The following is a 20,693-nucleotide window of genomic DNA, read 5'->3' as shown; positions in this document are numbered from 1 at the left end:
CAGGGGGCCCACGGCTCACCAGAACCGGACTGACCTCGACCGGGGTGTGGATGGCGGTCGCCGCCGTGTGTCTGGTGGCCGCCGGCATCTGGGCGGACTACCCGGAACTGGTGACGCTCGGCCTCGCCGCGGCGGGCGCCCTGCTGGTCGCCGTCCTGTGGCTGCTGGCGACACCGAAGCTCACGGTCGCGCGGGAGGTCCAGCCACGCCGCGTGTTCGAGGGCGAGGCCGCGCAGGCGGCGCTGACCGTCAGGAACGTCGGCCGTCGCCGCAGTCCGCCGCTGATGGTCACCGATACGGTCATCGGGCAGCGCACCTCCGTACCGGTGCCCGCGCTGGCCGCGGGCGGCGAGTGCACCGTGGGCTACCCGCTGCCAGTCACTCAGCGCGGCCGCTACGAGATCCCGCCGGTGCGGCTGGGGCACTCCGACCCGTTGCGGCTCATGCACCGCGGGCGGGCGAGCAGTGGCACGCACGTGGTGCACGTCCTGCCCCGAGTGCACGCCCTCACCCTGGTCGCGGCAGGCGGGCCCCAGGACGCCGAAGGGCCGACGGTGAGCAGCGCCCCCCTCGGCGGAGCAGCGTTCCACGGCCTGCGCGAGTACGAACCGGGTGACGACTGGCGCCGCATCCACTGGGGTGCGACGGCGAGGGCGGGCACGCTGATGGCCCGGCACGTGGTCGTGCCTGACGAGCCACGCCAACTGGTCGTGCTCGACACGAGTGCCGTCCCCTACTCGACGCCGTTGATGTTCGAGCACGCCGTGCGCGTCGCCGCGTCGTTCTGCGTGGCGGCCGAGCAGGCCCGGCTGCCGTTCCGCTTCCGCACCACCTCGGCCGACGAACGGGAGTCCGGCAGCAGCGCACTGGAGTTCCTGTCCACCGTGGCCAGGTCCTCGGCCGATCGGGGCCTCGCCGGACTGTCGGACCACGTGCGGGACGTCGTCTCCAGCACCCAGGGCGTCGTGCTGACCGTGATCACCGGCCGCACCGACGCCGCGGTTGCGCACCTGCTCACCTTGGCGCACCCCAAGTTCCTCTCCATCAACCTCGCCCAGCTGGTCACGTCCGATCCGGCCGCGCTGTCCCGGCCACGCGGCGTGCTCGCGGTGTCCGCGTCGAACAGCGAGCAGTTCGCCATCAACTGGAACCGGCTGGTGCAGCGATGAAGTGGCGAATCAGCGCGGGTACCACGCTGACGCTGGTCGAGGTGGCACTGGTACTGGTCGCCTGCGCGGCGGGTGCGTTGGTGTACAGCTACTTCTTCACCTCCGAGAGCTACCTCTCCTCGCTGAGCGTCGCGCTCTTCGTCGGCGCGGTCTCGGCGGCGCTGGCGCGTCGGGCGTGGTCCATCGCGTTGTCGGCCGTCGTGGGGCCGGTGCTGGTCGTCGTCGCCGGTGTGTTCCACGGCTCGGTGCCCGCTGTGCTCGCCGGGATGCGCGGCAGCTGGAGCCGCCTGCTCACGACGGCCGTGCCCGCCGACCCGTGGAGCGAACTGCTGGTCGTGCCCGCGCTGGTGATGTGGGCGGCGGCGTTCTCGGCGGTCCTGCTCGTCCTGCGGACGCGGAGTGTGCCGGCCCCGCTGGCTCCTGCCTTGGCGGCTTACGTGTTCGCCGTGTTCGCCGTCGGCGACCAGGCGGGCAGCCACCCGACCGCCACCGTCGTGTTCCTGATGGCGGCGCTGAGCCTGATCGCGGTCCGCGCCCACCGCAGCGCCGTCACCGCCACCGGCCGCGGCGGCCGGCGGACGACGAAGCCCGCCGTCGCGCTCGGCCTCGTCGTGCTGACGGTCGCCGCCTCGGCGCTGTTCGGCGTCGTGGGCGGCAAATCCGCGCCGCTGGCGTCGGGCGAGCACCGCTTCGACATCCGCGACGTGCTCGCACCGCCGGTCGCGCTCACCGACACGATCACCCCGCTGTCGCAGGTGAGGAGACAGCTAAACGAGAACCCGCCGCGCACGCTGTTCACCGTGCGGCTGGAGGGCGAGGCCACCGGGCTGGTCACCCACCTCAGGACAGCCACGCTGGAGAGCTTCAACGGCACCACCTGGAGGTCCTCCGGCACGTTCCGCACGGCGGGAAGCCGGCTCAGCTCCGAACCCGGAACGGCCACCTCGGACAGCGTGACGGCGCACGTCGAACTGGAGGACCTGACCGGGCCGTACCTGCCGGTGTTCGGCAGGCCGACTCGGCTGAGCACGCCTGGTGAGCCCAGGGGCCGGTTCGGATTCGACTCCGACTCGGGCACCGTGATCGGCACCGAGTCCCCGGAGCAGGGGTTTCGCTACGACGTGACCGGTCAGCCCGCCAGGAGGAACGACCTGACGCCCTCGAGCGAGATGGCCAGGGACGTCCCGTTGCAGACACTTCTTCCGAAAGAGGACGGCTCGCCACTGCTCCCCGCCGGTCTGCCGGAAGCAGTGCGCGCGCTGGCCGCGCAGTTCCAGGACCCAAGCCCTTTCCTGCGGCTCGAGGCCCTCGAAACGCGTCTGCGGGACGTCAGCTACCGGCTGGACCGTCCTCCGGGGCACTCCTACGCGGCCATGGCCCGGCTGCTGGCGGAAGGAGACGCGGGCGGTGGGTTCGCCGAGCAGAAAGCCGCGGTGTTCACCACGATCGCGAGGTTCTGGGGGTTCCCGGCCAGGATCGCCGTCGGCTACCGGCTGGACACAGAGGACGGCAGCGGCACCTTCGGCGTCACCACCGCGCATGCTCACGCGTGGTCGGAGGTGAAGTTCGCGGGTTACGGCTGGATCGAGTTCGATCCGACCCTCACCAGCGACAGCCCGCACGTCCCACCGGTGGCGGAAGCTCCCCGGGTGATTCCGCCGCGCCCGGCGGCGCCGACCGCGGCCCCGCCGGTCACCGCACAGGCGGATGGCTCACCGGTCGCGTCGAAGCCCACCGAGACGGCGAGCGACCTGGGTATCGGCTGGGACGACGTGCTGGACGGCACCACGGTCCTGGCATCGGCGGTGGCCGTGCTCGTCGTGCTCGCCGCCGGGGTCGTGGTGCTCGTCAAAGCCCGCCGCCGCGTACACCGGCGCCGCGACCCAGACCCCGCGGCGCAGGTGCTCGGCGCGTGGCGAGAGCAGTTCGACCGGCTGGCCGAACGCGGCATCTCCCCTCCGGTGTCGCTCACCTGCCACGAGATGGCCGAGCACGTGCGAGGCCGCATCGGCGACGTCGCGGAACCCTTCGAGACGACGGCGGAACTGGCGACCACCGCGATCTACGCACCAGACCACCTGGGTCACACCGACGCCGACCGCGCCTGGGACCAGGTGGCACGACTGACGGCAGGGCTCTACCCGCGACGTGTCTCCGCGGCACGGATGCTCGCCGCGGTCGATCCACGTCCACTGTGGACTGAATGGGACGCCGCCCGGCGACGGCGGCATGCTGGGGAGCAGCTGGAAATGGGGCGGTACCGATGAGAACGAGGCGCAGTCGGGTTCTGGTCGCGCTCGTCGCCGTGACCGCCACCATCGCCGCGGCGGCGCTGGTGACGGGGCCGGGCTACCAGACCAGGGTGGTGCGGATGACGTCCGGGTCCGCGTGGCTCGCGTCCACGCAGACCGGCGAGGCGACCCTGCTGGACGGCGCGTCCGCCGAGGTGAAGTCCTCCGTCCAGATCGCTGGGGCGGGCACGGCGCTGGAGGTCGCCCAGATGGGCGGCACGGCCACGACGCTCAACCGTGAGACCGGTGAGTTCCGCACGATCGACGGCGCGACCGAACGCGCCTCCGCACCGGTGGCGGTCCTCCCCGCGAGCGAGGGACTCACCCTGTTGCCCGCGGCGGAAGGGGTTTACGCGATCGACGTCCACAGTGGACGCGTCGTGCAGATCGATCCCACGACCTGGGCCCCGCGAGACGAGCCCGTGCAGCTGGCCGAGTCGATCAGGCCGGGCAGCGCCGTCACGGACGCCACCGGACGGCTGTGGGCCGTCGACGACACCTCCGGCGACCTCGTCTGGCTGGACGGGAATCGGAAGCGGTCCAGGGCCGGAGTGGGCGAGCACGCCCGTCTCGCGATCGCCCAGGGCTATCCCGTGCTGGTGGATCCCGAGCACGGCACGGTGGAACTGATCAACCCCGAGAACGGGCTGACCAGGGACTCCGTCCGCACGGACCCGGCGGCCGGCGGCGCGGTGGTGGTCGGCGGGTCGAACGACCTGTCGAGGGTGCACCTGATGAGCGTCGACCGGGGCGAACTGGTCACTTGTGCGTTCAGCACGCACGCCTGCTCCACCCCCGTCCAGATCGGCGCGGCCGGCGACGAGTTCGGGGCGCCGGTCGAGGTCGACGACCACGTCGTCGTGCCTGACTACTCCACCGGCCAGGCGACGATCCTGGACCTCAAGACCTCGCGAGTGGTCGCCGAGCGCCAGCTGTTCGACCGTCCGACCAGGTTCGAGCTGCGCGCCTTCGAGGGCATCGTCTTCTTCAACGACGCGAACGGCGACAGGGCCGGGGTGCTGGAGCTGTCCGGCGAGGTCAGGGCCGTCACGAAGTACACGGGGAAGCCCGCCGACGACGTGCCGTTCCAGCACGACGACTCCGGGCAGCACGACCAGGCGGTGCAGGTCGGCAACGACAAGCAGAAGCCGGGCAGCGTGGGAGTTCCCGGACGCGACGTCAAGCCGTCGCGCGTCGAACCGCGTCCGGGCACGGTCGCCGCCTCCATCCTCGTGCGGCCGGGCCATCAGGGGGTGGTCGGAGACGAGTTCGACCTGACCATGGTGGTGCCGACGGTCCCCGGCGTCGCCACCGCCGACTGGCAGTTCGGCGACGGGGCCGTTGCCGCCGGTGGCACCGTCCGGCACCGCTGGCAGCAGGCCGGCACGTTCACCGTGCGCGCCGTCAGCACGTTGCCCGGCGGTCTGCGGGCGGAGGCGGAGACCACGGTGATCGTGGATCCGGCGGGCGCTCCCATCCGGATCACCGCGCTCAACGTCCAGCGGCCGAGGCCGGTGTTGGGAGAGTCGGTGCGGTTCACCGCCGACACGACCGCGGTGCCGGACGGGTGGTCCTGGACGGTCACCAGGAACGGCAACACGAACCCCGAGGTGACCGCGCGGACGGCCGACTTCACCCACACCTTCGCCGAGGCGGGGGTCTACACGCTGTCGCTCACCATCACCGCGGGCCTGCAGACGGCTCAGTCGTCGCGGGAGGTGAGGATCGCGCGGGGTGCCGTGAAGGCGTGGTCCAGCCAGAACATCAACGGTGAGGCGACGCCTCCGCCGTCGGTGTCGAGCGGCGTGAAGGCGATCTCGACAGGATGGGGACACGCCCTCGCGTTGAAGACCGACGGTTCCGTCAAGGCCTGGGGCGACCAGGAACACGGGCTCACCGAAATTCCTCCGCCGGCGTGGAGCGGCGTGAAGGCGATCTCGGCCGGACGCCACAACATGGTGTTGAAGGACGACGGCTCCGTTTTCTCCTGGGGTGGCGGAAACTTCAACGGGGAGTTGCAGCTTCCGGACGAGGTGCACAAAGGCGTGATCGCGATCTCGGCCGGAGCCCTGCACAGCCTGGCGTTGAAGGACGACGGCAGGGTCATCGCCTGGGGCTACAACGGCTACTTCGGCCTGACGGACGTGCCGCAAGAGGCGCAGAGCGGTGTCATCGCGATCGCTGCCGGGGGCACGACGAACATGGCGTTGAAGGCGGACGGCACCGTCGTCGTCTGGGGGGAAAGTTGCCGCGACCTGGCACCGTCGGTGGCCGACGCGGTCGCCATCGCCATGACCCACGAAGTCTGCTTCGTGATCAAGCGGAACGGATCGGTCTTCGCCTGGGGTGGACCGAGCATGGCCGGCGAGGACCAGGTTCCGCCCCAGGCGCTGAGCGGCGTCGTCGGGATCACGGCCCGCGGGGCCGCGGTCCTGGCGTTGAAGGAGGACGGCACCGCGGTCGGCTGGGGCTACGACGGCTGGAACCCGGTGTCCGTGCCCGCGCAGATCAACAGGGGTGTGCTGGCCGTCTCCACCGGCGGCGGATTCAGCACGGTGCTGCTGGAAGATCTCGAATGACGGCTAGGAGTAGCGGGCCCGGGTCGCCTCGCGCAGTTCGCGCCACGCGACCGCGACTCGGGCGGGATCGCCGTCGAACGCGCCGGAGCGCAGCAGGGGCGACTCCGCGTCCAGCCGGGCCGCGTTGCGCTGGTGGATGACCGAGTCGTCGTGGTCGAGGCGGACGGCGAACTCGCCCAGTGACGAGAACGGCGCGTCGTGCAGCTCGAGCAGACTGCGGAGGAACTCGTAGTCGGCGAACGTCCAGTTGAACGCGGCACCGTCGACGACGTTGAAGAACACGCGGCTCAGGATCTGCCGCAGTTGCACGCTCAGGGCCTGGTGCGGAGCCGTGCCGCCCCACAGGGGCAGCGATGCCGCGTGGCGCGGGTCGACGACGTTGCGCAGGGCCAGCGCGCGCAGGACCGGGGTGGTCCGGCCGTCGGGCGAGGTGATCGGGGTGGCGCACAACAGCCGGTGGACGAGGTCCTCCCTGCCTGCCGCCACGGCCGCCACACCGATCACGTAGACGAGCAGCAGCGCGGGGAAGGCGGAGGCGTTCGCCCAGACCTCCCGGACGCCTGGCTGATGCCGTGGGGGCTGCAGGAACCGTTCGACCAGGGAGGTCCACAGCTCGTCGTGCCTGCGGTCGCCGGAGCGCACGCCCACGGCAACCAGGCGTAGCAACGGAGCCAGGTCGTGTTCGTAGCCGGCGAGCCGCTTCTCCAGTTCCGCGGGCAGGTCGGCCTCGTCCAGATGACCGGTGGTCGGGTAGCGCTGCTCCGTGAGCAGTTCGAGCGCCGCCGAGGCCGCCGCCTGCACGCGTTCGTACACCGACTGCCCCAGCGGCTCGGACAGGGCCTGGCGGAACTCCGTGATCGGGCTGCGCAGTTCGCCCTCGGCCGGGCGGTCGTGGCGCGGCGCGGACGGGGCGGGCCTGGGGGTGAGGAGTTCCGGTACGAGTTCGACGAGTTCGTCGACCAGGCGCGGGAGGTCCAGGTCGTCGCTGCGGTGGTGGATGCGCAGGTACTGGCAGCGGGCCACGCGCTTCAGGGCGTCGGGGAGGTCGGCCTCGCGCAGGGGGTCGATGCCGTCCATCAGGACCGGGATGACGCGCAGGCCGCAGTCGAAGGCCTCGAGGAGCTCGCGGCGCACCCAGTCGTCCGGCTTGTCGAGGCGGCGGACGCCCTCGCGGTCGACGGCGTGCACCCAGCGGGGGCCGATGAGGGCCAGGAGGACCTCGCAGCGGCGCAGGCCGCTCAGGATCTCGCGGGAGAAGTCCTCGCCGAGGCGGATCGACTGGCTCGCGTAGAAGACCTGGTCAGCTCCGAAACGCGCACTCAACTCCCGCTTGACCAGGGCAGCAGCCCATTCACCGTCACCGGTGCGGTAGTTGACGAACACGCCAGGCATCGCCCAAACCCTCTCACGTGAGGCTGTGACGAGGAGATTACTGACAGCCTCCAAGGAGGTTTGTCACCCGGCGCTCTTTCTCGGGCTGCGCAACGGCCGGCGTTCGCCGCGGGAGGGCGGATCCGGCGGGTGGGGCCACGCCACCCCCAGGCGCGTGGCCCCACCGCTCCGGGCCGTTGACTGATGTGAATCGCGTGTCACGCTGACTCACTCCAGTTGAAGCGAGGTAAGTTAAACCTGGTCCACCCCGGGCCGTCAACCGGTGTGAATGTCACACTTTTTCGATTCACACCAGTCAAAACGTGAGGTGGGCTGGATGACCGACCGCGAGAAGCCCCAGCCGAACACCCTGGCCGCGCGGCTGGAGTACCTGTTCCGCTCCATCAAGGCGTCCGGGCAGCGCGAGTACAGCAACGAGGACGTCGCCGAGGCAATCACCCGCGACCAGGGCGTGACGATCTCCGCGTCCTACCTCTGGTACCTGCGCACCGGGCAGCGCGACAACCCCACGCTCAAGCACCTCAGCGCGCTCGCGACGTTCTTCGGGGTGCCGGCCGCCTACTTCTTCGACGACGCCGTGCGCGAGCAGGTCGAGGGTGAGATCGCGCTCGTCACCGCGTTGAAGGACAACGGTGTCCGCGAGGTCGCGATGCGGGCGTCCGGGTTGTCGGACCGCAGCCTCGACACGATCACCGAGGTCATCAACCGCGTGCGGGAGCTGGAAGGCCTGCCGCCGAAAGAGTCCTGAACTCGCGAGCGAGGACGGTCAGCCCTGCCACGTCGAGGGCGGGCAGGGAGGCAGGGCCCGCCTCCACGGGTTCGTCCCTGGCCTTCGCGTCGAGTGCGGCCGCCAGTGCCGCCGCCTCGCCCTGCTGGTCGGCGATGCGGGTGTCCCAGTAGGCGCGCAACGCGAGTCGCCCGTCCAGGATCTCGATGACGCACCGGTACAGACGCAGTTCGATCGGCATCCGGACCTCCGGAGGCATGAGCGCGACACCGGGCATCACGTCGTAGCAGGCCCGCCACAACGGCCGCAGAACCCGGTAGGTGCGGTACTGCTCGATCTGCGGACCCCACCGGTACGCGGTCAGGCCCACGAGGAACAGCACCAGGACGATGCCGCCCGTCGAGGTGGACACGGGCCCCTCCAGCCAGGGCGGTGGGAGGTCCAGGCGGGCCGCCAGCGCGTAGGCCGCCTTGTGCGCCGCGTACACGAACCCGACCAGGCTGGACATCGACCACAGGCGCAGGGCGAGCCTCATCGGGCCCTCCGCGGTGCTGCCGGCGAGGTGACGGGTGAGACGGAACACGTCCACCAGGACGTACGCCATGTAGCCGAGGTACACGAGCAGGTACTCGGTGACGAACGGCGCCTTGGCGTACGCACCGACGAAGTCCTCCGCGTCGTCACCGGGCGCCGCCAGCAGGAACAGCACGATCATCGCGACCAGGGAGGCGCACGCCGTCACGGCCCGCACGACGGTCCCGCGCACCGAGCGGCCCCCGGAGTGCGCCACGAACACGTGCAGCCAGAACAGGCTGACCACGACGAGCCCGTGCTGGACCAGCCGGACCAGGCTCGCCCCCTCCGCCAGCCACGGAATCCGCAGGTAGAGCGGGGGAAGCCCGACCGTGAACCCCAGCGCCAGGAAGAACAGCGCGAGGCAGAGCGCGGCGTTGCCGAAACTCCTCGTCGGCCGCCGCAGCAGCACGACGACCCGGTAGGCGGTGCTCGCCCACAGCAGCACCACCACGAGGATGTGGAAGGCCCTAAGCACTGAGCACCTCACGCAGCCGGGCCAGCGCGGCGTCGTCCTCGACGTCGGACTCGACGGTGCCCACGACCTCGAACCCGGCCCGCATCAGCACGAGCGTGGCGAACAGCTCGGCCTCCTGCTCGTGCTCGTTGTCGTAGCTGTCGCGGCACAGCAGCTGCCGCACCACCTTCGGGTCGAGGTTCGGCGCGAGCAGGCGCGCGGTGAGGTCGTCCAGCTCGGCGACCCCGGCGTGCTCGAACACCATGTGCCCGATCTCGTGCAGGACGATGTGCGCGCGGTGCGCCTCGCCCACGGACTCGTCGTAGAAGATGTAGTCCGCCTTCTTCGCGGCCACCCACAGCCCGGACGGGTTGGAGGTGCGCGAGGTCAGCGCGAGCAGGTGCAGAGGCCTGCCGCGCTGCTCCGCCAGCCGTTCGCACAGGGCCGTGACGTCGAGCGGTGTGCTGATGCGCAGTCGCCGGATCTCTTCCTCACAGCGCTTCCGCACCCGCGCCAAGTCCACGGCCCCATTCTAGTGGGCCGCCCCGGCGTGGAATCACGGCGTGAGGATCGCCCTGCCCCGCACCCGTCCGTTGTCGAGGTCGTCGATCGCGTCCTGGAACCTGTCCAGCGGGTACTTCTGGGTGTGCAGTGTCACCTTTCCCTGCGCTGCCAGCACCATCAGCTCGCACAGGTCGTTGTAGGAGCCGACGAGGTTGCCGATCAGGTTGATCTCGGTGGAGATGATGTCGATCGTCGGCACGTCGATGTTCTCGCCGTACCCGACGACGTGGTAGTCGCCCGCCCTGCGCAGCATCGCGATGCCGTCCCGCGTCGCGCCGCCCTCGCCCACGAAGTCGATCACGGTCTCGGCGCCGTCGCCGCCGGTGAGGTCCAGCACCGCCGTGACGTGCGAGCCGTCCGCGACGACGCCGTGGTCGGCACCGATCGTCTCGGCGAGCTTCACCGCGTCCGGGTTGCGGTCCACGACGACGATCTCGGCCGCTGTCAGCGCTTTGAGCACCTGCACGCCGATGTGCCCGAGTCCGCCCGCGCCGATCACCACGCACCGGTCCCCCGGCCGCAGCCTGCGCGCCGCCTTGGCCGCCGCGTGGTACGCCGTGAGGCCCGCGTCGGCCAGCGCGGCAACGTCGGAGGGTTCCAGCGCGTCGTCGATCTTCACGACCGAACGAGCGGAGGTCTTCAGGTACTCCGCGTAGCCGCCGGCGGTGTCGATGCCGGGGAACTGCGAGGCGGCGCAGTGCACGTCGTCGCCGCTGCGGCAGGCCCGGCACAGGCCGCACGTGATCAGCGGGTGCACGATCACCTTGTCGCCCTCCGCGACGTTCGTGACGGCCGCGCCGACGGCGTGCACCCAGCCCGCGTTCTCGTGGCCGATCGTGTACGGCAGCGTCACGCCGGACTTCTCCGCCCACTGCCCTTCGAGGATGTGCAGGTCCGTGCGGCACACCCCCGCGCCGCCGATGCGCACGACGACGTCGAACGGGCCGGTCACCTCGGGTTCGCTGACCTCGGTGAGCTCCAACGGCTTGTGGTAGCCGACCACCTGCACGGCCCTCATGACGTTCCCTCCAGTGCGTAACGGGTGCGGAGCAAGCCGCGGCAGAAATGCGCGTTGCCCTCGATGGAAATACCTACCGACCTCGCGAACCGCAGCCGCAGCGGCAGATCGCCCGGCTGCAACGGCACGCCGTTGTCGTCGACGAGCACCAGCGCGTCCGGCGCGGTGTCGAAGCCGAGCGCGGACCGCCTGCGCCGCAACGCCTCCGTCGACCTGGACGCCGGGAGGTCCTGCAGCGTCAACGACCTCAGGCGTTCCAGCGGCACGTCTCGCACGGCCCGTTCCATCGCGGCCGCGTGCGCCTTGCGCTGGAACGTCAGCCGCAGCTCTGCCAGGTCGCGGGACGCCTCGGCGCCGTACGTGCCGACGAACCCGGCGTCGGCGGCGATACCGCGGTTGATCACGTCCGAGTCGTGGTGGTCGTCCAGCACCACGACCACGTGCGGTGCCAGTCCGCGTAGCACGTCCTTCGCGTCCGATGCCATGAGGTACGCGAAGTTCGGCGAGCAGAACGCGGTCGGAAGTCTCAAGTGGACGGTCAGCACGTCGCCGTCCCGCGAGACCGACTGGACGAACCCGAGCGTGGTGATCGGCTCGTCCAGCTCGGGGTCCATCACCTCGTCGAGCGCCTTCCAGGCCGCCATCATGCGACCGACACCGCCTCCTGCTCGACCGGCGCGACGTCGAGACCCGCGGGCACCGGGATGTCGTACATGTGCGCGGCGTTAAGGCCGAGGATCTTTTTCTTCTGCGCCACGGTGAGCGGTGCGTACTCGGTCATGTCGGCGGGGATCTGGAAGTCGACGAACCGCTCGATCAGCCAGCGGGGCGTCCACAGCGCGTAGTCGCTGGAGAACTGGATCCTGTCCTCGTTCAACCAGTACAGCAGCTCGCCGATGATCTGCGCGAAGTACCGCGGCCGGGTGTGGATGAACGGCATCGCGACCGCGAGACCGGCGTGCACGTTCGGTTCCTGCGTGGCGATCCAGCAGAAGTCCTCCAGGCGCGGCAGCCCGCAGTGCTCGATCACGAAGTTCAGCTCGGGGAAGTCGGTCGCCGCGTGGTCGACGTCCGCCACGTCGAACGCGTCGCGGTCGAGCGGCCGGATCGTCGGCCCCTTGTGGATGTGGATGTTGCGGATGCCCAGCTCCTGCGCGGTCTCCAGGTAGCGGTAGTTCCACGGGTCGTTGAGCCGCCAGCCGCGCGAATCGCCGTACCACTCGGCGGTGTAGAGCTTCACGCCCTTGAGCCCGAACCGTTCCGCGTCGCGCTTGAGCTCGTCGAGCCCCTGCTGCTCGCGGCGCGGGTCCCAGAAGTGGTTGTAGGTGAGCTTGTCCGGGTGCTTCGAGGTGAGCGCGAACGCTTCCTCGGTCTGCCCGAAACCGTTGTGGTAGAACGCACCCAGGTGGGCGGGCTGGAAGATCGCGTGGTCCACGTACCCGTCGTCGAACAGGTCCTTCATCAGGCGTTCGCCGCCCTGGTACAGGTACTCCTCGTACGACCAGCCCTCCTCCTCCGGCGAGAGGTTGCGGTGGTAGTCGTAGAAGCAGTCGATGAACTGCTTGCCGTGGATGTTGCGCTGGTTCTCCGGGCGGGCGTCCCAGAGCGCGACGTGCGCGTCGACGATGAAGTAGTTCTCGCCGTCCTTCGAGTACATGGATGCCTCCAGTGGTTGCGACCGACCGTAGGAAGATCGGCGCAGCTCAGGGACCCACCCGGTGTCTCACTTTGAGACAGCGGCATCTACGCCGGACGAAGCTGCGGGTCGTACATTGGGGTGGAACGCGCGACGAGGAGGTCACGTGGACGACCGGCAGCTCGCCGCGATCCCGCAGCGCCTGCGGGCGTCGTGGCTGCGCAGCGAGCGGTACGGCGTGCCGGAGGACGAGGTGCGGCCGGTCTTCACCGGCACGGTCGACACCACGTCGTTGTTCTACGAATGCGGCCACGAGGTGCTGCGCGGCCTGCACGCCACGCTGTCCAACGAGCCCATCAGCCTGATGATCACCGACAGCGAGGGCCTGGTGCTGACCAGGCTGTGCACGGACCCGGCGATCGTCCGCTCGCTCGACCGCGTCTCGCTGGCCCCCGGTTTCTACTTCGCCGAGGCCAACGCCGGCACGAACGGCCTGGGCCTCGCGCTCGCCGACCGCACCGCGACCCTCGTCCGCGCCGCCGAGCACTACTGCACGGGCCTGCGCGGCTACACGTGCGCGGCGGTGCCGGTGCTCGACCCGGTCTCCGGCGCGCTGGCGGGCAGCGTGAACCTCACGACCTGGTCCGACCAGTCCTCCGATCTGCTGCTGGCGCTGGCCCAGGCCGCGGCGGGCAACACAGCGGCGCTGATGCTGGCCCGCGCTTCAGGCCGCAAGGCCCGTCCCGCGCCGCGCGGTGAGGTGTTCCGCGTCTACTCGGACCGCGTCCAGCCACCGCGGCTGTCGGCGCAGTGGAACGCCGCGATGGCGACCGCGGTCGAGGCCATGCTGGAGGACCGCGTGGTCGCCGTCGTCGGCGAGCCGGGAGCGGGCAAGACGGCGCTCGCCACCCACGCCCGCCGCACCGTGCGGCCCCGCGAACGCCTGCTCAACGCCCGTCCGCCCGCTCCCGACGACGTGGACATGTGGCTGCGGCTGTGGACCCCGGAGCTCGGCAAGGCCGACACGTGCGTCGTCGTCTCGGACGTGGACGCGCTGCCCGCGTGGGCGGCCTCGTCGCTGGCGCCGCTGCTGACCGGGTTCGCGCTGACCGCGACCGCTGCCCTGCCGGAGGCGTTGGCGCCGTTGGTGGACGTCGTCGTGGAGGCACCGGCGTTGCGCTTCCGTCCCGACGACGTCCTGCCGCTGGCCCACTACTTCGCCCATCGCGACCGGGGCCGCGAGGTCACGTTCACCTCGGCGGCGACCCGCGCGCTGCTGTCGTACGAGTGGCCGGAGAACACCCGGCAGCTGCGCCAGGTCGTGCGCGTCGCCGCCGCCCGCTCGGACGTGGTCGACGTGCAGCACCTGCCCGCCGAGGTGTTCACCAGCGTCGGCCACCGGCTGAGCAGACTGCAGGCCCTGGAACGCGACGAGATCGTGCGCTGCCTGACCGAGCCGGGCGCGACGATCGCGCGGGCGTCCGCCGAGCTCGGCATCGGGCGGGCGACGATCTACCGCAAGATGGCGCAGTACGGGATCAAGGCCGATCAGCTGCGGGGCTAGTCGCCGCGTTCGCGATCCGCAACGTCATCTGCTGCTGCGAGCTGTCGCGGACCGTCGGCGTGAACGAGTAGGCGATGCGCCGCTGCTGGTCCCTGGTCGAGAACACCCCTGCGGCGTAGCCGTACCACTCCCCCGTCTTGCCCCACACCTCGATGCCGTTGACGGTGAAGGTCTGCAGGCCCGTGGCGTAGGAGGCGGGACGTCCGTCCACCATGGACACATCAGGCAGCGTGAACATCTTCTGCAGCAGGTCCTCCCGCACCAGCCTGCCGTCGAACAACGCGGCGATGAACCTGGTGAGGTCACCGGTCGTGGAGACCATGTCGCCTTCGCCGTGCGCCCTCGACGAGTTGAAGTCGCTGACGTCGACCACGCCCTGCCCCGGCACGTTCAAGTAGCCGTGCACGTGTGCGCCGCGGATCCGGGTCTCGTTGCGTTCCGGCACATAGGTCTTCGTGAGACCGAGCGGGCGGGTGATGCGCTTCTCGACCTCCCGCGCCAGATCGCGGCCGGTGACCTTCTCGATGACCATCGTGGCGAGCAGGTAGTTGATGCCCCGGTACTCCTGCTTCGTGCCGGCCGCGAACTTCGGCTCCGTGGCGGGGACCAACGCCCTGAGCTGCTCGGGTGTCCACCGGTCGTAGCGGTGCGCGAGGACCTTCTCCGGCGTGCTCAGGTCGGGGTAGCCGACCTCGTTCGGGATGCCGCTGGTGTGGTTGAGGAGCTGCCCGACCGTCACCGCGTCGATGGTCTCCGGCAGATCCGGGAAGTAGTGCCGGACCTTCGTGTCCAGGCTGAGCTTGTGTTCCGCCACCAGTTGCAGCGCGACCGTCGCGACGAACACCTTGGTGACGCTGCCGATCCGGAACCGGTCGTCGGGCCGGCCCACAGCGCCTTCCGCTCCGTACCAGCGGCCGGCCGAGCCCGACACCCGCAGCTGTGCGGACGTCACCACCGGGTGTTCCAGGTCGGCGATGGCCGCGTGCAGCAGTTCCGGTTGCAGCGGAGGTAACGGGGTCACCGCGACCATGGCGGCGATCAGGAGTGACTTCATGATCACCACCGTGCCGCGCCGGCCGGGTCACGGCCATGGTGCCGGCCCCACTCGGAAGGTGGGGCCAGCACCAAGCCGTTCTACGTCTAGCGAACCGCGCGGACGCCGTTCGCGAAGAACGCCAGCCGGACCTCGCGGTCCATCGCGCGCTCCGGGTGGTCCATCAGCCCGAACGCGAGGCCGTCGGCGCTCGTGATGCCGGCGACGTCCTCGAACGACCCGTCCGGGTTGGAGTCCTTCTCGTACCGCAGCGCGACCCGGTAGCCCTCGGTCTCGGTGCCGGGGTCGAAGCGGCCTTCACCGTGCGCGCACGGGAAGGTGAGGGTCTGGCCGCCGAGGCCGGTGAGCCACGGGCTGTCGTTGTCGGTGTCGACGACGTGCCGCTGGTTCTCCTCGTTGCGGAACGTGCCGGCGCTGTTGACCTTCAGGCCGACCTTGCCGAAGCACCCTCCGCGCACGGCGATCTGGAAGCCGTTGCAGATGCCGATCAGCGGACGCTGCCGGCACGCCTCGAACTGGTCCGCGAGGTGGCTGCGCAGCAACGCCGCCGCCACCGCGCCACCGCCGAGGTGGTCGCCGAACGAGAACCCGCCGGGGATGCAGAGGATGTCGGCGTCGTCGAGCCGTTCGGTGCCCGCCAGCAGGTCGGCCGCGAACCGCATCCTCGGCTCGGCACCTACCTCGGCGAACGCTCGGACGGTCTCCTCCTGGCAGTTGGTGCCGGGCAGGTACAGGACGTTGACGGTCGGCTTCATGCGATCCTCGCCGTGAACGAGTTGAGCCAGCCGTCGCGCGCGGCCGGAGCGAACAGCTCGATGCCTTCGAGCACGATTCCGGTGCCCTCCAGCGTGCCTTCGAGCGTGCCCAGGACAACGGGGTTCAGCTCGGCGGGCAGTGCGGCGACGTCCTCGGGGGCGACCTCGACGACAGCGCCGACGCGGTGCTCGGCGAAGAGAGACTCGGTGGTCGCGGACTCCAGCCTCACGCCGATGCCGCTGGCGAGCACACCCTGGGCGAGCACACCCGCGACGCCGCCGGCGCCGATGCGGGCACCGCTGCGGAACAGGTGCCTGCTCGCGGCGATCGCGGTCAGGTAGCTGTCCACATCGGACAGTTCCAGGTCGTCGAGCGCACCGATCGGCAGGCCGAGCTTGCGCGCGGCGACCGTGCCGACCGGGGAGCTCGTGGCCAGGCCGACGCGGACCAGCACGTTGCCCGCCGTGGTCCACTGCTCGCGCAGCAGACCGTCGGTGTGCGGCACCTTGCCCAGCGCGCTGAGGAACACCGCGGGCGGCACGCTGACGAGGCCCTCGTCGGTCTGCACGGAGCCGGCCGAGGAGTCCTTGCCCGAGATCAGCGGCACGCCGAAGTGGCGCACCAGCACCGCGAGCTCGTCGACCATGCCGACCAGCCACTCGCGCCAGTGCGGCGAGAGGTGCGGGGTGTAGAAGTTGTCGCACATGCAGATGTCCTTCACGGCGACACCGGCGAGCACCTGGCCCGCGATCGCCGCGCAGAACATCTGACGCGTCGCGGCGACCGGGTCCGCGTCGAACATCCACGGGTTGAACGCGGTGTTCACGACGGCGGCGGCCTGCGACCCCGCGACCGGCGTGCCGGCCCAGTAGGCCGTGCGGACCGAGTTCTCGGTGCCGTAGTGCGGGCCGTACCAGGTGTTGCCCTGGACCGTGGAGTCGTACTGCGAGTCAGCGAAGTGCTGCGAGGCGATCTCCGCGTCGGCGACGACCTCCTCCAGCAGCCCGGCGAGCTGCGTCGGCGCGAGCTCCGGCCACTCGACCACGTCGGACGGACGCGGCGGCGGGCCGACCTCGAACCGTTCGACCTCGAGGTCGAGCAGGTCGTACGCCACGTCGAAACCGAGCTCGCCCTGGTGGGCGGGCACGGCGTCGGGAGCGCCCGCGATCAGGGCCTCCTCGGTCAGGTCCGGGGCGTGGAACACGTGGTAGCGACCCGTGTCCGCGAACCGGCCGATGACCGTCGAACGCACCATGTGGCGGTCGAGGATCTTCTTCGCCCGCTCCTGGTGCTCCGGCGGCACGGCGAGCAGCATGCGTTCCTGCGACTCGGACAGCAGGATCCGCCACATCGGCAGCGCCGCGGTCTTCAACGGCACCAGCGCGGTGTTGATCCACACGCCGCACGCCTCGCCGATCTCACCGACGGCGCTGTTCAGGCCGGCGCCACCGACGTCGGTCAGCGCGCTCATGCAGCCCTCTTCGCGCAGCTCGATCAGCGCCTTGCGGAACTTGACCTGCTCCAGCGGCGCGCCGATCTGCACGGCGGCGGTGTCCATCACGGCGCCCGCGGAGCTCGCGGACGCGCCGTGGATGCCCTCGTTGCCGGTCAGGCCGCCGATCAGCACGACGAAGTCACCGGGGCGCGGGGTGCCGCGCTGCGCCGCCGACACGGGCAGCAGGCCGATGCTGCCGCCGAGCGCGAACGGCTTGGCGCGGTAGGAGGGGTGGAACGTCATGCGCGACGACATCATCGGCACGCCGAACGTGTTGCCGTACTCCTTGATCGCCCGGATCGTCTCGCCGGCGAGCCTGCGCGCGTCCGGACGGCCGGCGATCGGCGCGGGCGCCTCTGGCTCGCCGATCGCGGTGTACTCGAAGCTGCCGATGGGGTCGGCGGAGAGGCCCGTGCCGAGGATGTCGCGCAGCACGCCGCCGAGCTTGGTCAGCTGGCCGAAGTAGCCGGAGATCGCCGACGGGCCGTTGTGCGTCTCGGCCTTGATGGCGATCGCGTGGCCGTCGTAGAAGTCCCAGACGCCGGCGTTGTCGTGGAACATGCTCAGCACGTTCGGGTTGTCGACGTCCTTGGCGGCCTGGATGAGCCTGCCGAGCAGACTGCCCAGCGACTTCCACGTGGTGTGGGCGCAGTGGTCGCTCCAGCGGGCGTCCAGCGCCTCCAGCAGGACGTCGGTGACGAACTCGTCGCCGAGCGTCACCTGGACGTGCTGCACGTGCTTCATCTGGGCCAGCGAGAGGTTGCGGCCCCCGGCCACGCCCAGCTCGGTGAGCGCCGCGTCGTCGAGTCCGCGCAGGTCGTACTGCACGGCCGACTCGTAGTGGCCCTGCGGCACGAGGGTGTCGTAGTGCGGTTCCTCGTCGTGCAGCTCTTCGATCGTCGGGTTGAACCGCGTCGAGGCGATCAGGTCCCGCAGCCGCGGCGACGCCGACTTGTAGCTGGTCGCGACCTTGCCCGCACGAGCCTTCACGCCGAGCAGCCCGCACACGGTGATGATCGAGTCGCTCTCGTTGTCGACCACGCCGCGCTTGTAGGCGACCTGCACGGCGCCCTCGGGAAGCGGCTGGTCGACGGAGACCTCGACGTCGAGCTGGTCGCCGAGCACGGCGGCCACCTCGGTCAGCGCGGCCGGGTCCGGCGTGCCCTCGAACTCGACGTAGTAGTCACGCCACACCTCGAGGTCGTCGAGCTCCCACGATCGGCCGAGCTCACGGACGTCGGGCTCCGCGATGCCCGCGGAGCGAACCGAGAACTTGTGGATCAACAATCCTCCTGGAGCTGAACGGTCGGGACCAATTGTCCCTGGCAGCGACCGCGCTCGTGGAAGCACCCAGGCAACCGGGCGGGCCTGCACTGCGACACATGCAGCACCCTAGGCGGTGAGCCCGCCGCGACTCGAATTCACGGCGGGCGACGAGCGTCACTCACCGTTCTGGGGGACCAAGTGGAACAGCACGACCTGTCCTGGGCGGACGCCCTGGCCGGCCCGACGACCTTCCTGGGCGAGATCTTCTCGCTCGCGTTCGTCCGCGGCGTCGAACCGATGGAGGCGCTGCGCCGCGCCGGCGGACTGATGGACACGCTGGCGCCCCGCACCCCCGAGCAGGTGCGGGACCTGCACTGCTTCGACGCCGGCTACCCGGAGGTGGCCTCCGTGCTGGCGCTCGGCGAGTGGACGGTCCTGGTCCAGCCGGCGGGGTACGAGGTCGAGTACCTGGTCGACGCCCTGTCCCGGGGCACGGAGGCCGTCGGGATCTCGCGGCACGACTACGCCTCCCCGAGCTTCAGCCACGCCGTGGACGGCAGGGTCGTCACCCGGTTCGACCCCAGCTGGCCCGACCCGCGTCCCGGCGACAGCACGGAGCCGCTGCTCCCGCTGATGCGGGAGGCCGGTTTCTACACCGAGCCGGTCGACTACGACTCCGACACCTACGACGACGAGGACTGGGACACGCGCTACGCCGAGCCCATCGCCCGCTCGCTGCGGCTGGCCGGGCTGATCACCGGCGTCCTGCCCACGTTGGACCAGCTCCTGGCGCCACTGCCCAGCGTCCACTTCGAGCGTCGGTTCAGCCACAGCCGGCCTCCCTTGGTGGAGAACGCCGCCGACGAGGCCACCTCGCTCGCCGCAGAACTCGGGCTGGAGGGCACCCCCGGTCTCGCCGAGGCCCTGGCCGCCGCCCGGCGCGGTGAGCCCGTCGTCCTCACCCCGGACAGCGACCTGGGCAGGCACGTGCGCGAGTGGTCACTGCTGGGACGCAGGGCGAGCTGGACGCTCAACCAGGAGAAGAGCCGCATGACCAGCGAAGAACGCGCCCGAGGCAGCAAGTTCGGCAATCTGGTCCACGTGATGGCCGCCGCCTTCCGCGCCGATCTCGCCTGACCGAGGAGAAGAGTGAAGATTCCCGCCGACGGACTGAGCCAGACCGCCCTGTACACCGCCTGGGTGCGGCACCGGGAGGCCGAACACCCGCAGCCGCTGTTCACCGACCCGCTGGCGACCTTCCTCCTGGCCGAACTGGAGGACCACCCGGTGGCCGCCTCGGTGACCGCGTTCATCGAGCAGATGAAGATCACCTCCACCGGGTTCCCGGCCTACCACGTGGTGCGCACGCGGTTCTTCGACGACCGGATCAGCCAGGCGCTCGACAGCGGTGTGCGGCAGGTCGTGGCGCTCGCGGCGGGCGTGGACGGCCGCACGACGCGCCTGCCGTGCCCGCCGGGCACCCGCTGGTTCGAGCTCGACCTGCCGGACATGACCGAGTTCAAGACGGCACTGGTCGCGCGGTCGGGCCTCACCCCGGCGTGCGAGCGGATCGCGGTGGCCGCCGACCTCACGACGGACTGGGTGGCGCCGTTGCGCGCGGCCGGGTTCGAGCCGGGCCTGCCGACCGCGTGGCTGGTCGAGGGCGTGCTGATGTACCTCACACCGCAGGAGGGTGACGCGCTGCTGGCCACGCTGACCGGGCTGTCCGCCCCCGGCAGCCACCTGTTCCTCGAACACCTCCAGGTCTCGATGCTCGGCGACCAGGGCTCGCGGGTGCGGGGCGGGCTGGGCAAGCACGGCGTGACGTTCCTGGCGGCCCGCGACGACATCGCGGACTGGCTCGGCGCCGCCGGGTGGCAGGCGAGCGCGCACGCCGGCGCGGACCCCTCGATCAGCCACGGCAGGCCTGTCCCACCGGTGCCCGCCTCGTGGCTCGCCGCCGCGGTCCGGCACGTGGCCTGACCGTCCACTCAGGACCGCGCGCCGGACACGGCCCACGTCGGCTTCGCGTCACGACAGCCGGAGCCCGTCGCGCGGTTCGCATACTCGCCCTTCACCTTCGCGCCGCCCACACGCCGGCGCAGTTGAACCCCTGCGTCGGCGTGCCGATCACGGTCAGGACGCCGCAACC

General features: G+C 70.7%; 16 protein-coding genes. 7 read left to right on the top strand and 9 right to left on the bottom strand.

Annotation, left to right across the window (positions count from 1 at the left end):
- Window positions 1–50 precede the first annotated feature (50 nt).
- The 3 genes from ACSHWB_RS26845 to ACSHWB_RS26835 are packed head-to-tail and all read left to right on the top strand — an operon-like array spanning window position 51 to window position 6,039.
- The gene (locus ACSHWB_RS26845) at window positions 51–1,169 is read left to right on the top strand and encodes a DUF58 domain-containing protein (RefSeq protein ID WP_439656050.1); all 1,119 of its coding nucleotides are present in this window, start codon (window positions 51–53) and stop codon (window positions 1,167–1,169) included.
- Window positions 1,166–3,436, top strand: a complete 2,271-nt coding sequence (locus ACSHWB_RS26840) for a transglutaminaseTgpA domain-containing protein (RefSeq protein ID WP_439656049.1) — start codon at window positions 1,166–1,168, stop codon at window positions 3,434–3,436. The genes ACSHWB_RS26845 and ACSHWB_RS26840 overlap by 4 nt, the downstream gene beginning before the upstream one ends.
- The gene (locus ACSHWB_RS26835) at window positions 3,433–6,039 is read left to right on the top strand and encodes a PKD domain-containing protein (protein ID WP_439656048.1); all 2,607 of its coding nucleotides are present in this window, start codon (window positions 3,433–3,435) and stop codon (window positions 6,037–6,039) included. Before ACSHWB_RS26840 ends, ACSHWB_RS26835 begins: the two co-directional genes overlap by 4 nt.
- A gap of 3 nt (window positions 6,040–6,042) precedes the next feature.
- On the opposite strand, the gene ACSHWB_RS26830 is transcribed toward ACSHWB_RS26835, so the two are convergent.
- The gene (locus ACSHWB_RS26830) at window positions 6,043–7,431 is read right to left on the bottom strand and encodes a toll/interleukin-1 receptor domain-containing protein (protein WP_439656047.1); all 1,389 of its coding nucleotides are present in this window, start codon (window positions 7,429–7,431) and stop codon (window positions 6,043–6,045) included.
- Window positions 7,432–7,747: 316 nt separating this feature from the next.
- Here ACSHWB_RS26830 and ACSHWB_RS26825 point away from each other — a divergent pair, with 316 nt between their 5' ends.
- Window positions 7,748–8,179: an XRE family transcriptional regulator gene (locus ACSHWB_RS26825; RefSeq protein ID WP_439656046.1), complete on the top strand. Its 432-nt coding sequence runs from the start codon at window positions 7,748–7,750 to the stop codon at window positions 8,177–8,179.
- Here the strand turns inward: ACSHWB_RS26825 and ACSHWB_RS26820 are convergent.
- From ACSHWB_RS26820 to ACSHWB_RS26800, 5 genes are read right to left on the bottom strand one after another with little or no spacing between them, the layout of a single operon-like run.
- Entirely contained in the window at window positions 8,133–9,209 is a 1,077-nt protein-coding gene (locus ACSHWB_RS26820; protein WP_439656045.1) for an MAB_1171c family putative transporter, read from the bottom strand. The two genes, ACSHWB_RS26825 and ACSHWB_RS26820, sit on opposite strands and share 47 nt — an antisense overlap.
- On the bottom strand, window positions 9,202–9,711 hold the full coding sequence (locus tag ACSHWB_RS26815) for a toxin (protein WP_439656044.1): 510 nt from the start codon (window positions 9,709–9,711) through the stop codon (window positions 9,202–9,204). Before ACSHWB_RS26815 ends, ACSHWB_RS26820 begins: the two co-directional genes overlap by 8 nt.
- 33 nt (window positions 9,712–9,744) lie before the next feature.
- Window positions 9,745–10,770: an NAD(P)-dependent alcohol dehydrogenase gene (locus ACSHWB_RS26810; RefSeq protein WP_439656043.1), complete on the bottom strand. Its 1,026-nt coding sequence runs from the start codon at window positions 10,768–10,770 to the stop codon at window positions 9,745–9,747.
- Complete coding sequence (locus ACSHWB_RS26805) at window positions 10,767–11,417, bottom strand: iron-sulfur cluster assembly protein (protein ID WP_439656042.1); 651 nt, start codon at window positions 11,415–11,417, stop codon at window positions 10,767–10,769. The genes ACSHWB_RS26810 and ACSHWB_RS26805 overlap by 4 nt, the downstream gene beginning before the upstream one ends.
- On the bottom strand, window positions 11,414–12,427 hold the full coding sequence (locus tag ACSHWB_RS26800) for an amidohydrolase family protein (RefSeq protein ID WP_439656041.1): 1,014 nt from the start codon (window positions 12,425–12,427) through the stop codon (window positions 11,414–11,416). The genes ACSHWB_RS26805 and ACSHWB_RS26800 overlap by 4 nt, the downstream gene beginning before the upstream one ends.
- Before the next feature lie 145 nt (window positions 12,428–12,572).
- Between ACSHWB_RS26800 and ACSHWB_RS26795 the strand changes: the two genes are divergently transcribed.
- A complete protein-coding gene (locus tag ACSHWB_RS26795) occupies window positions 12,573–13,970 on the top strand; it encodes a helix-turn-helix domain-containing protein (protein ID WP_439656040.1) in 1,398 nt (465 codons plus the stop codon).
- On the opposite strand, the gene ACSHWB_RS26790 is transcribed toward ACSHWB_RS26795, so the two are convergent.
- The 3 genes from ACSHWB_RS26790 to ACSHWB_RS26780 form a co-directional block, all read right to left on the bottom strand.
- Window positions 13,945–15,024 (bottom strand): serine hydrolase domain-containing protein, encoded by a 1,080-nt coding sequence (locus tag ACSHWB_RS26790; RefSeq protein ID WP_439656039.1) that lies wholly within the window; start codon window positions 15,022–15,024, stop codon window positions 13,945–13,947. The two genes, ACSHWB_RS26795 and ACSHWB_RS26790, sit on opposite strands and share 26 nt — an antisense overlap.
- Before the next feature lie 86 nt (window positions 15,025–15,110).
- Window positions 15,111–15,779 carry a phosphoribosylformylglycinamidine synthase subunit PurQ gene (locus ACSHWB_RS26785; protein WP_439656038.1) on the bottom strand — a complete coding sequence of 223 codons (669 nt, stop codon included), beginning with the start codon at window positions 15,777–15,779 and terminating at the stop codon, window positions 15,111–15,113.
- Entirely contained in the window at window positions 15,776–18,559 is a 2,784-nt protein-coding gene (locus tag ACSHWB_RS26780; RefSeq protein ID WP_439656037.1) for an AIR synthase-related protein, read from the bottom strand. The genes ACSHWB_RS26785 and ACSHWB_RS26780 overlap by 4 nt, the downstream gene beginning before the upstream one ends.
- A 180-nt stretch (window positions 18,560–18,739) precedes the next feature.
- Here ACSHWB_RS26780 and ACSHWB_RS26775 point away from each other — a divergent pair, with 180 nt between their 5' ends.
- Both ACSHWB_RS26775 and ACSHWB_RS26770 read left to right on the top strand, forming a co-directional pair.
- A complete protein-coding gene (locus tag ACSHWB_RS26775; RefSeq protein ID WP_439656036.1) occupies window positions 18,740–19,678 on the top strand; it encodes a DUF6461 domain-containing protein in 939 nt (312 codons plus the stop codon).
- Between the two features lie 12 nt (window positions 19,679–19,690).
- Window positions 19,691–20,524: an SAM-dependent methyltransferase gene (locus tag ACSHWB_RS26770; protein ID WP_439656035.1), complete on the top strand. Its 834-nt coding sequence runs from the start codon at window positions 19,691–19,693 to the stop codon at window positions 20,522–20,524.
- Window positions 20,525–20,693: the final 169 nt, after the last annotated feature.

Source organism: Lentzea sp. HUAS TT2, assembly GCF_051853195.1.
Lineage (GTDB): Bacteria > Actinomycetota > Actinomycetes > Mycobacteriales > Pseudonocardiaceae > Lentzea.
This window is presented reverse-complemented; position numbering and strand designations above follow the sequence as displayed.

Excerpts from the sequence above, each read along its gene's own strand:
- ACSHWB_RS26845 (WP_439656050.1), top strand. The coding sequence starts at position 51 with ATGGCGGTCGCCGCCGTGTGTCTGGTGGCCGCCGGCATCTGGGCGGAC.
- ACSHWB_RS26840 (WP_439656049.1), top strand. The coding sequence starts at position 1,166 with ATGAAGTGGCGAATCAGCGCGGGTACCACGCTGACGCTGGTCGAGGTG.
- ACSHWB_RS26835 (WP_439656048.1), top strand. The coding sequence starts at position 3,433 with ATGAGAACGAGGCGCAGTCGGGTTCTGGTCGCGCTCGTCGCCGTGACC.
- ACSHWB_RS26830 (WP_439656047.1), bottom strand. The coding sequence starts at position 7,431 with ATGCCTGGCGTGTTCGTCAACTACCGCACCGGTGACGGTGAATGGGCT.
- ACSHWB_RS26825 (WP_439656046.1), top strand. The coding sequence starts at position 7,748 with ATGACCGACCGCGAGAAGCCCCAGCCGAACACCCTGGCCGCGCGGCTG.
- ACSHWB_RS26810 (WP_439656043.1), bottom strand. The coding sequence starts at position 10,770 with ATGAGGGCCGTGCAGGTGGTCGGCTACCACAAGCCGTTGGAGCTCACC.
- ACSHWB_RS26805 (WP_439656042.1), bottom strand. The coding sequence starts at position 11,417 with ATGATGGCGGCCTGGAAGGCGCTCGACGAGGTGATGGACCCCGAGCTG.
- ACSHWB_RS26800 (WP_439656041.1), bottom strand. The coding sequence starts at position 12,427 with ATGTACTCGAAGGACGGCGAGAACTACTTCATCGTCGACGCGCACGTC.
- ACSHWB_RS26790 (WP_439656039.1), bottom strand. The coding sequence starts at position 15,024 with ATGAAGTCACTCCTGATCGCCGCCATGGTCGCGGTGACCCCGTTACCT.
- ACSHWB_RS26785 (WP_439656038.1), bottom strand. The coding sequence starts at position 15,779 with ATGAAGCCGACCGTCAACGTCCTGTACCTGCCCGGCACCAACTGCCAG.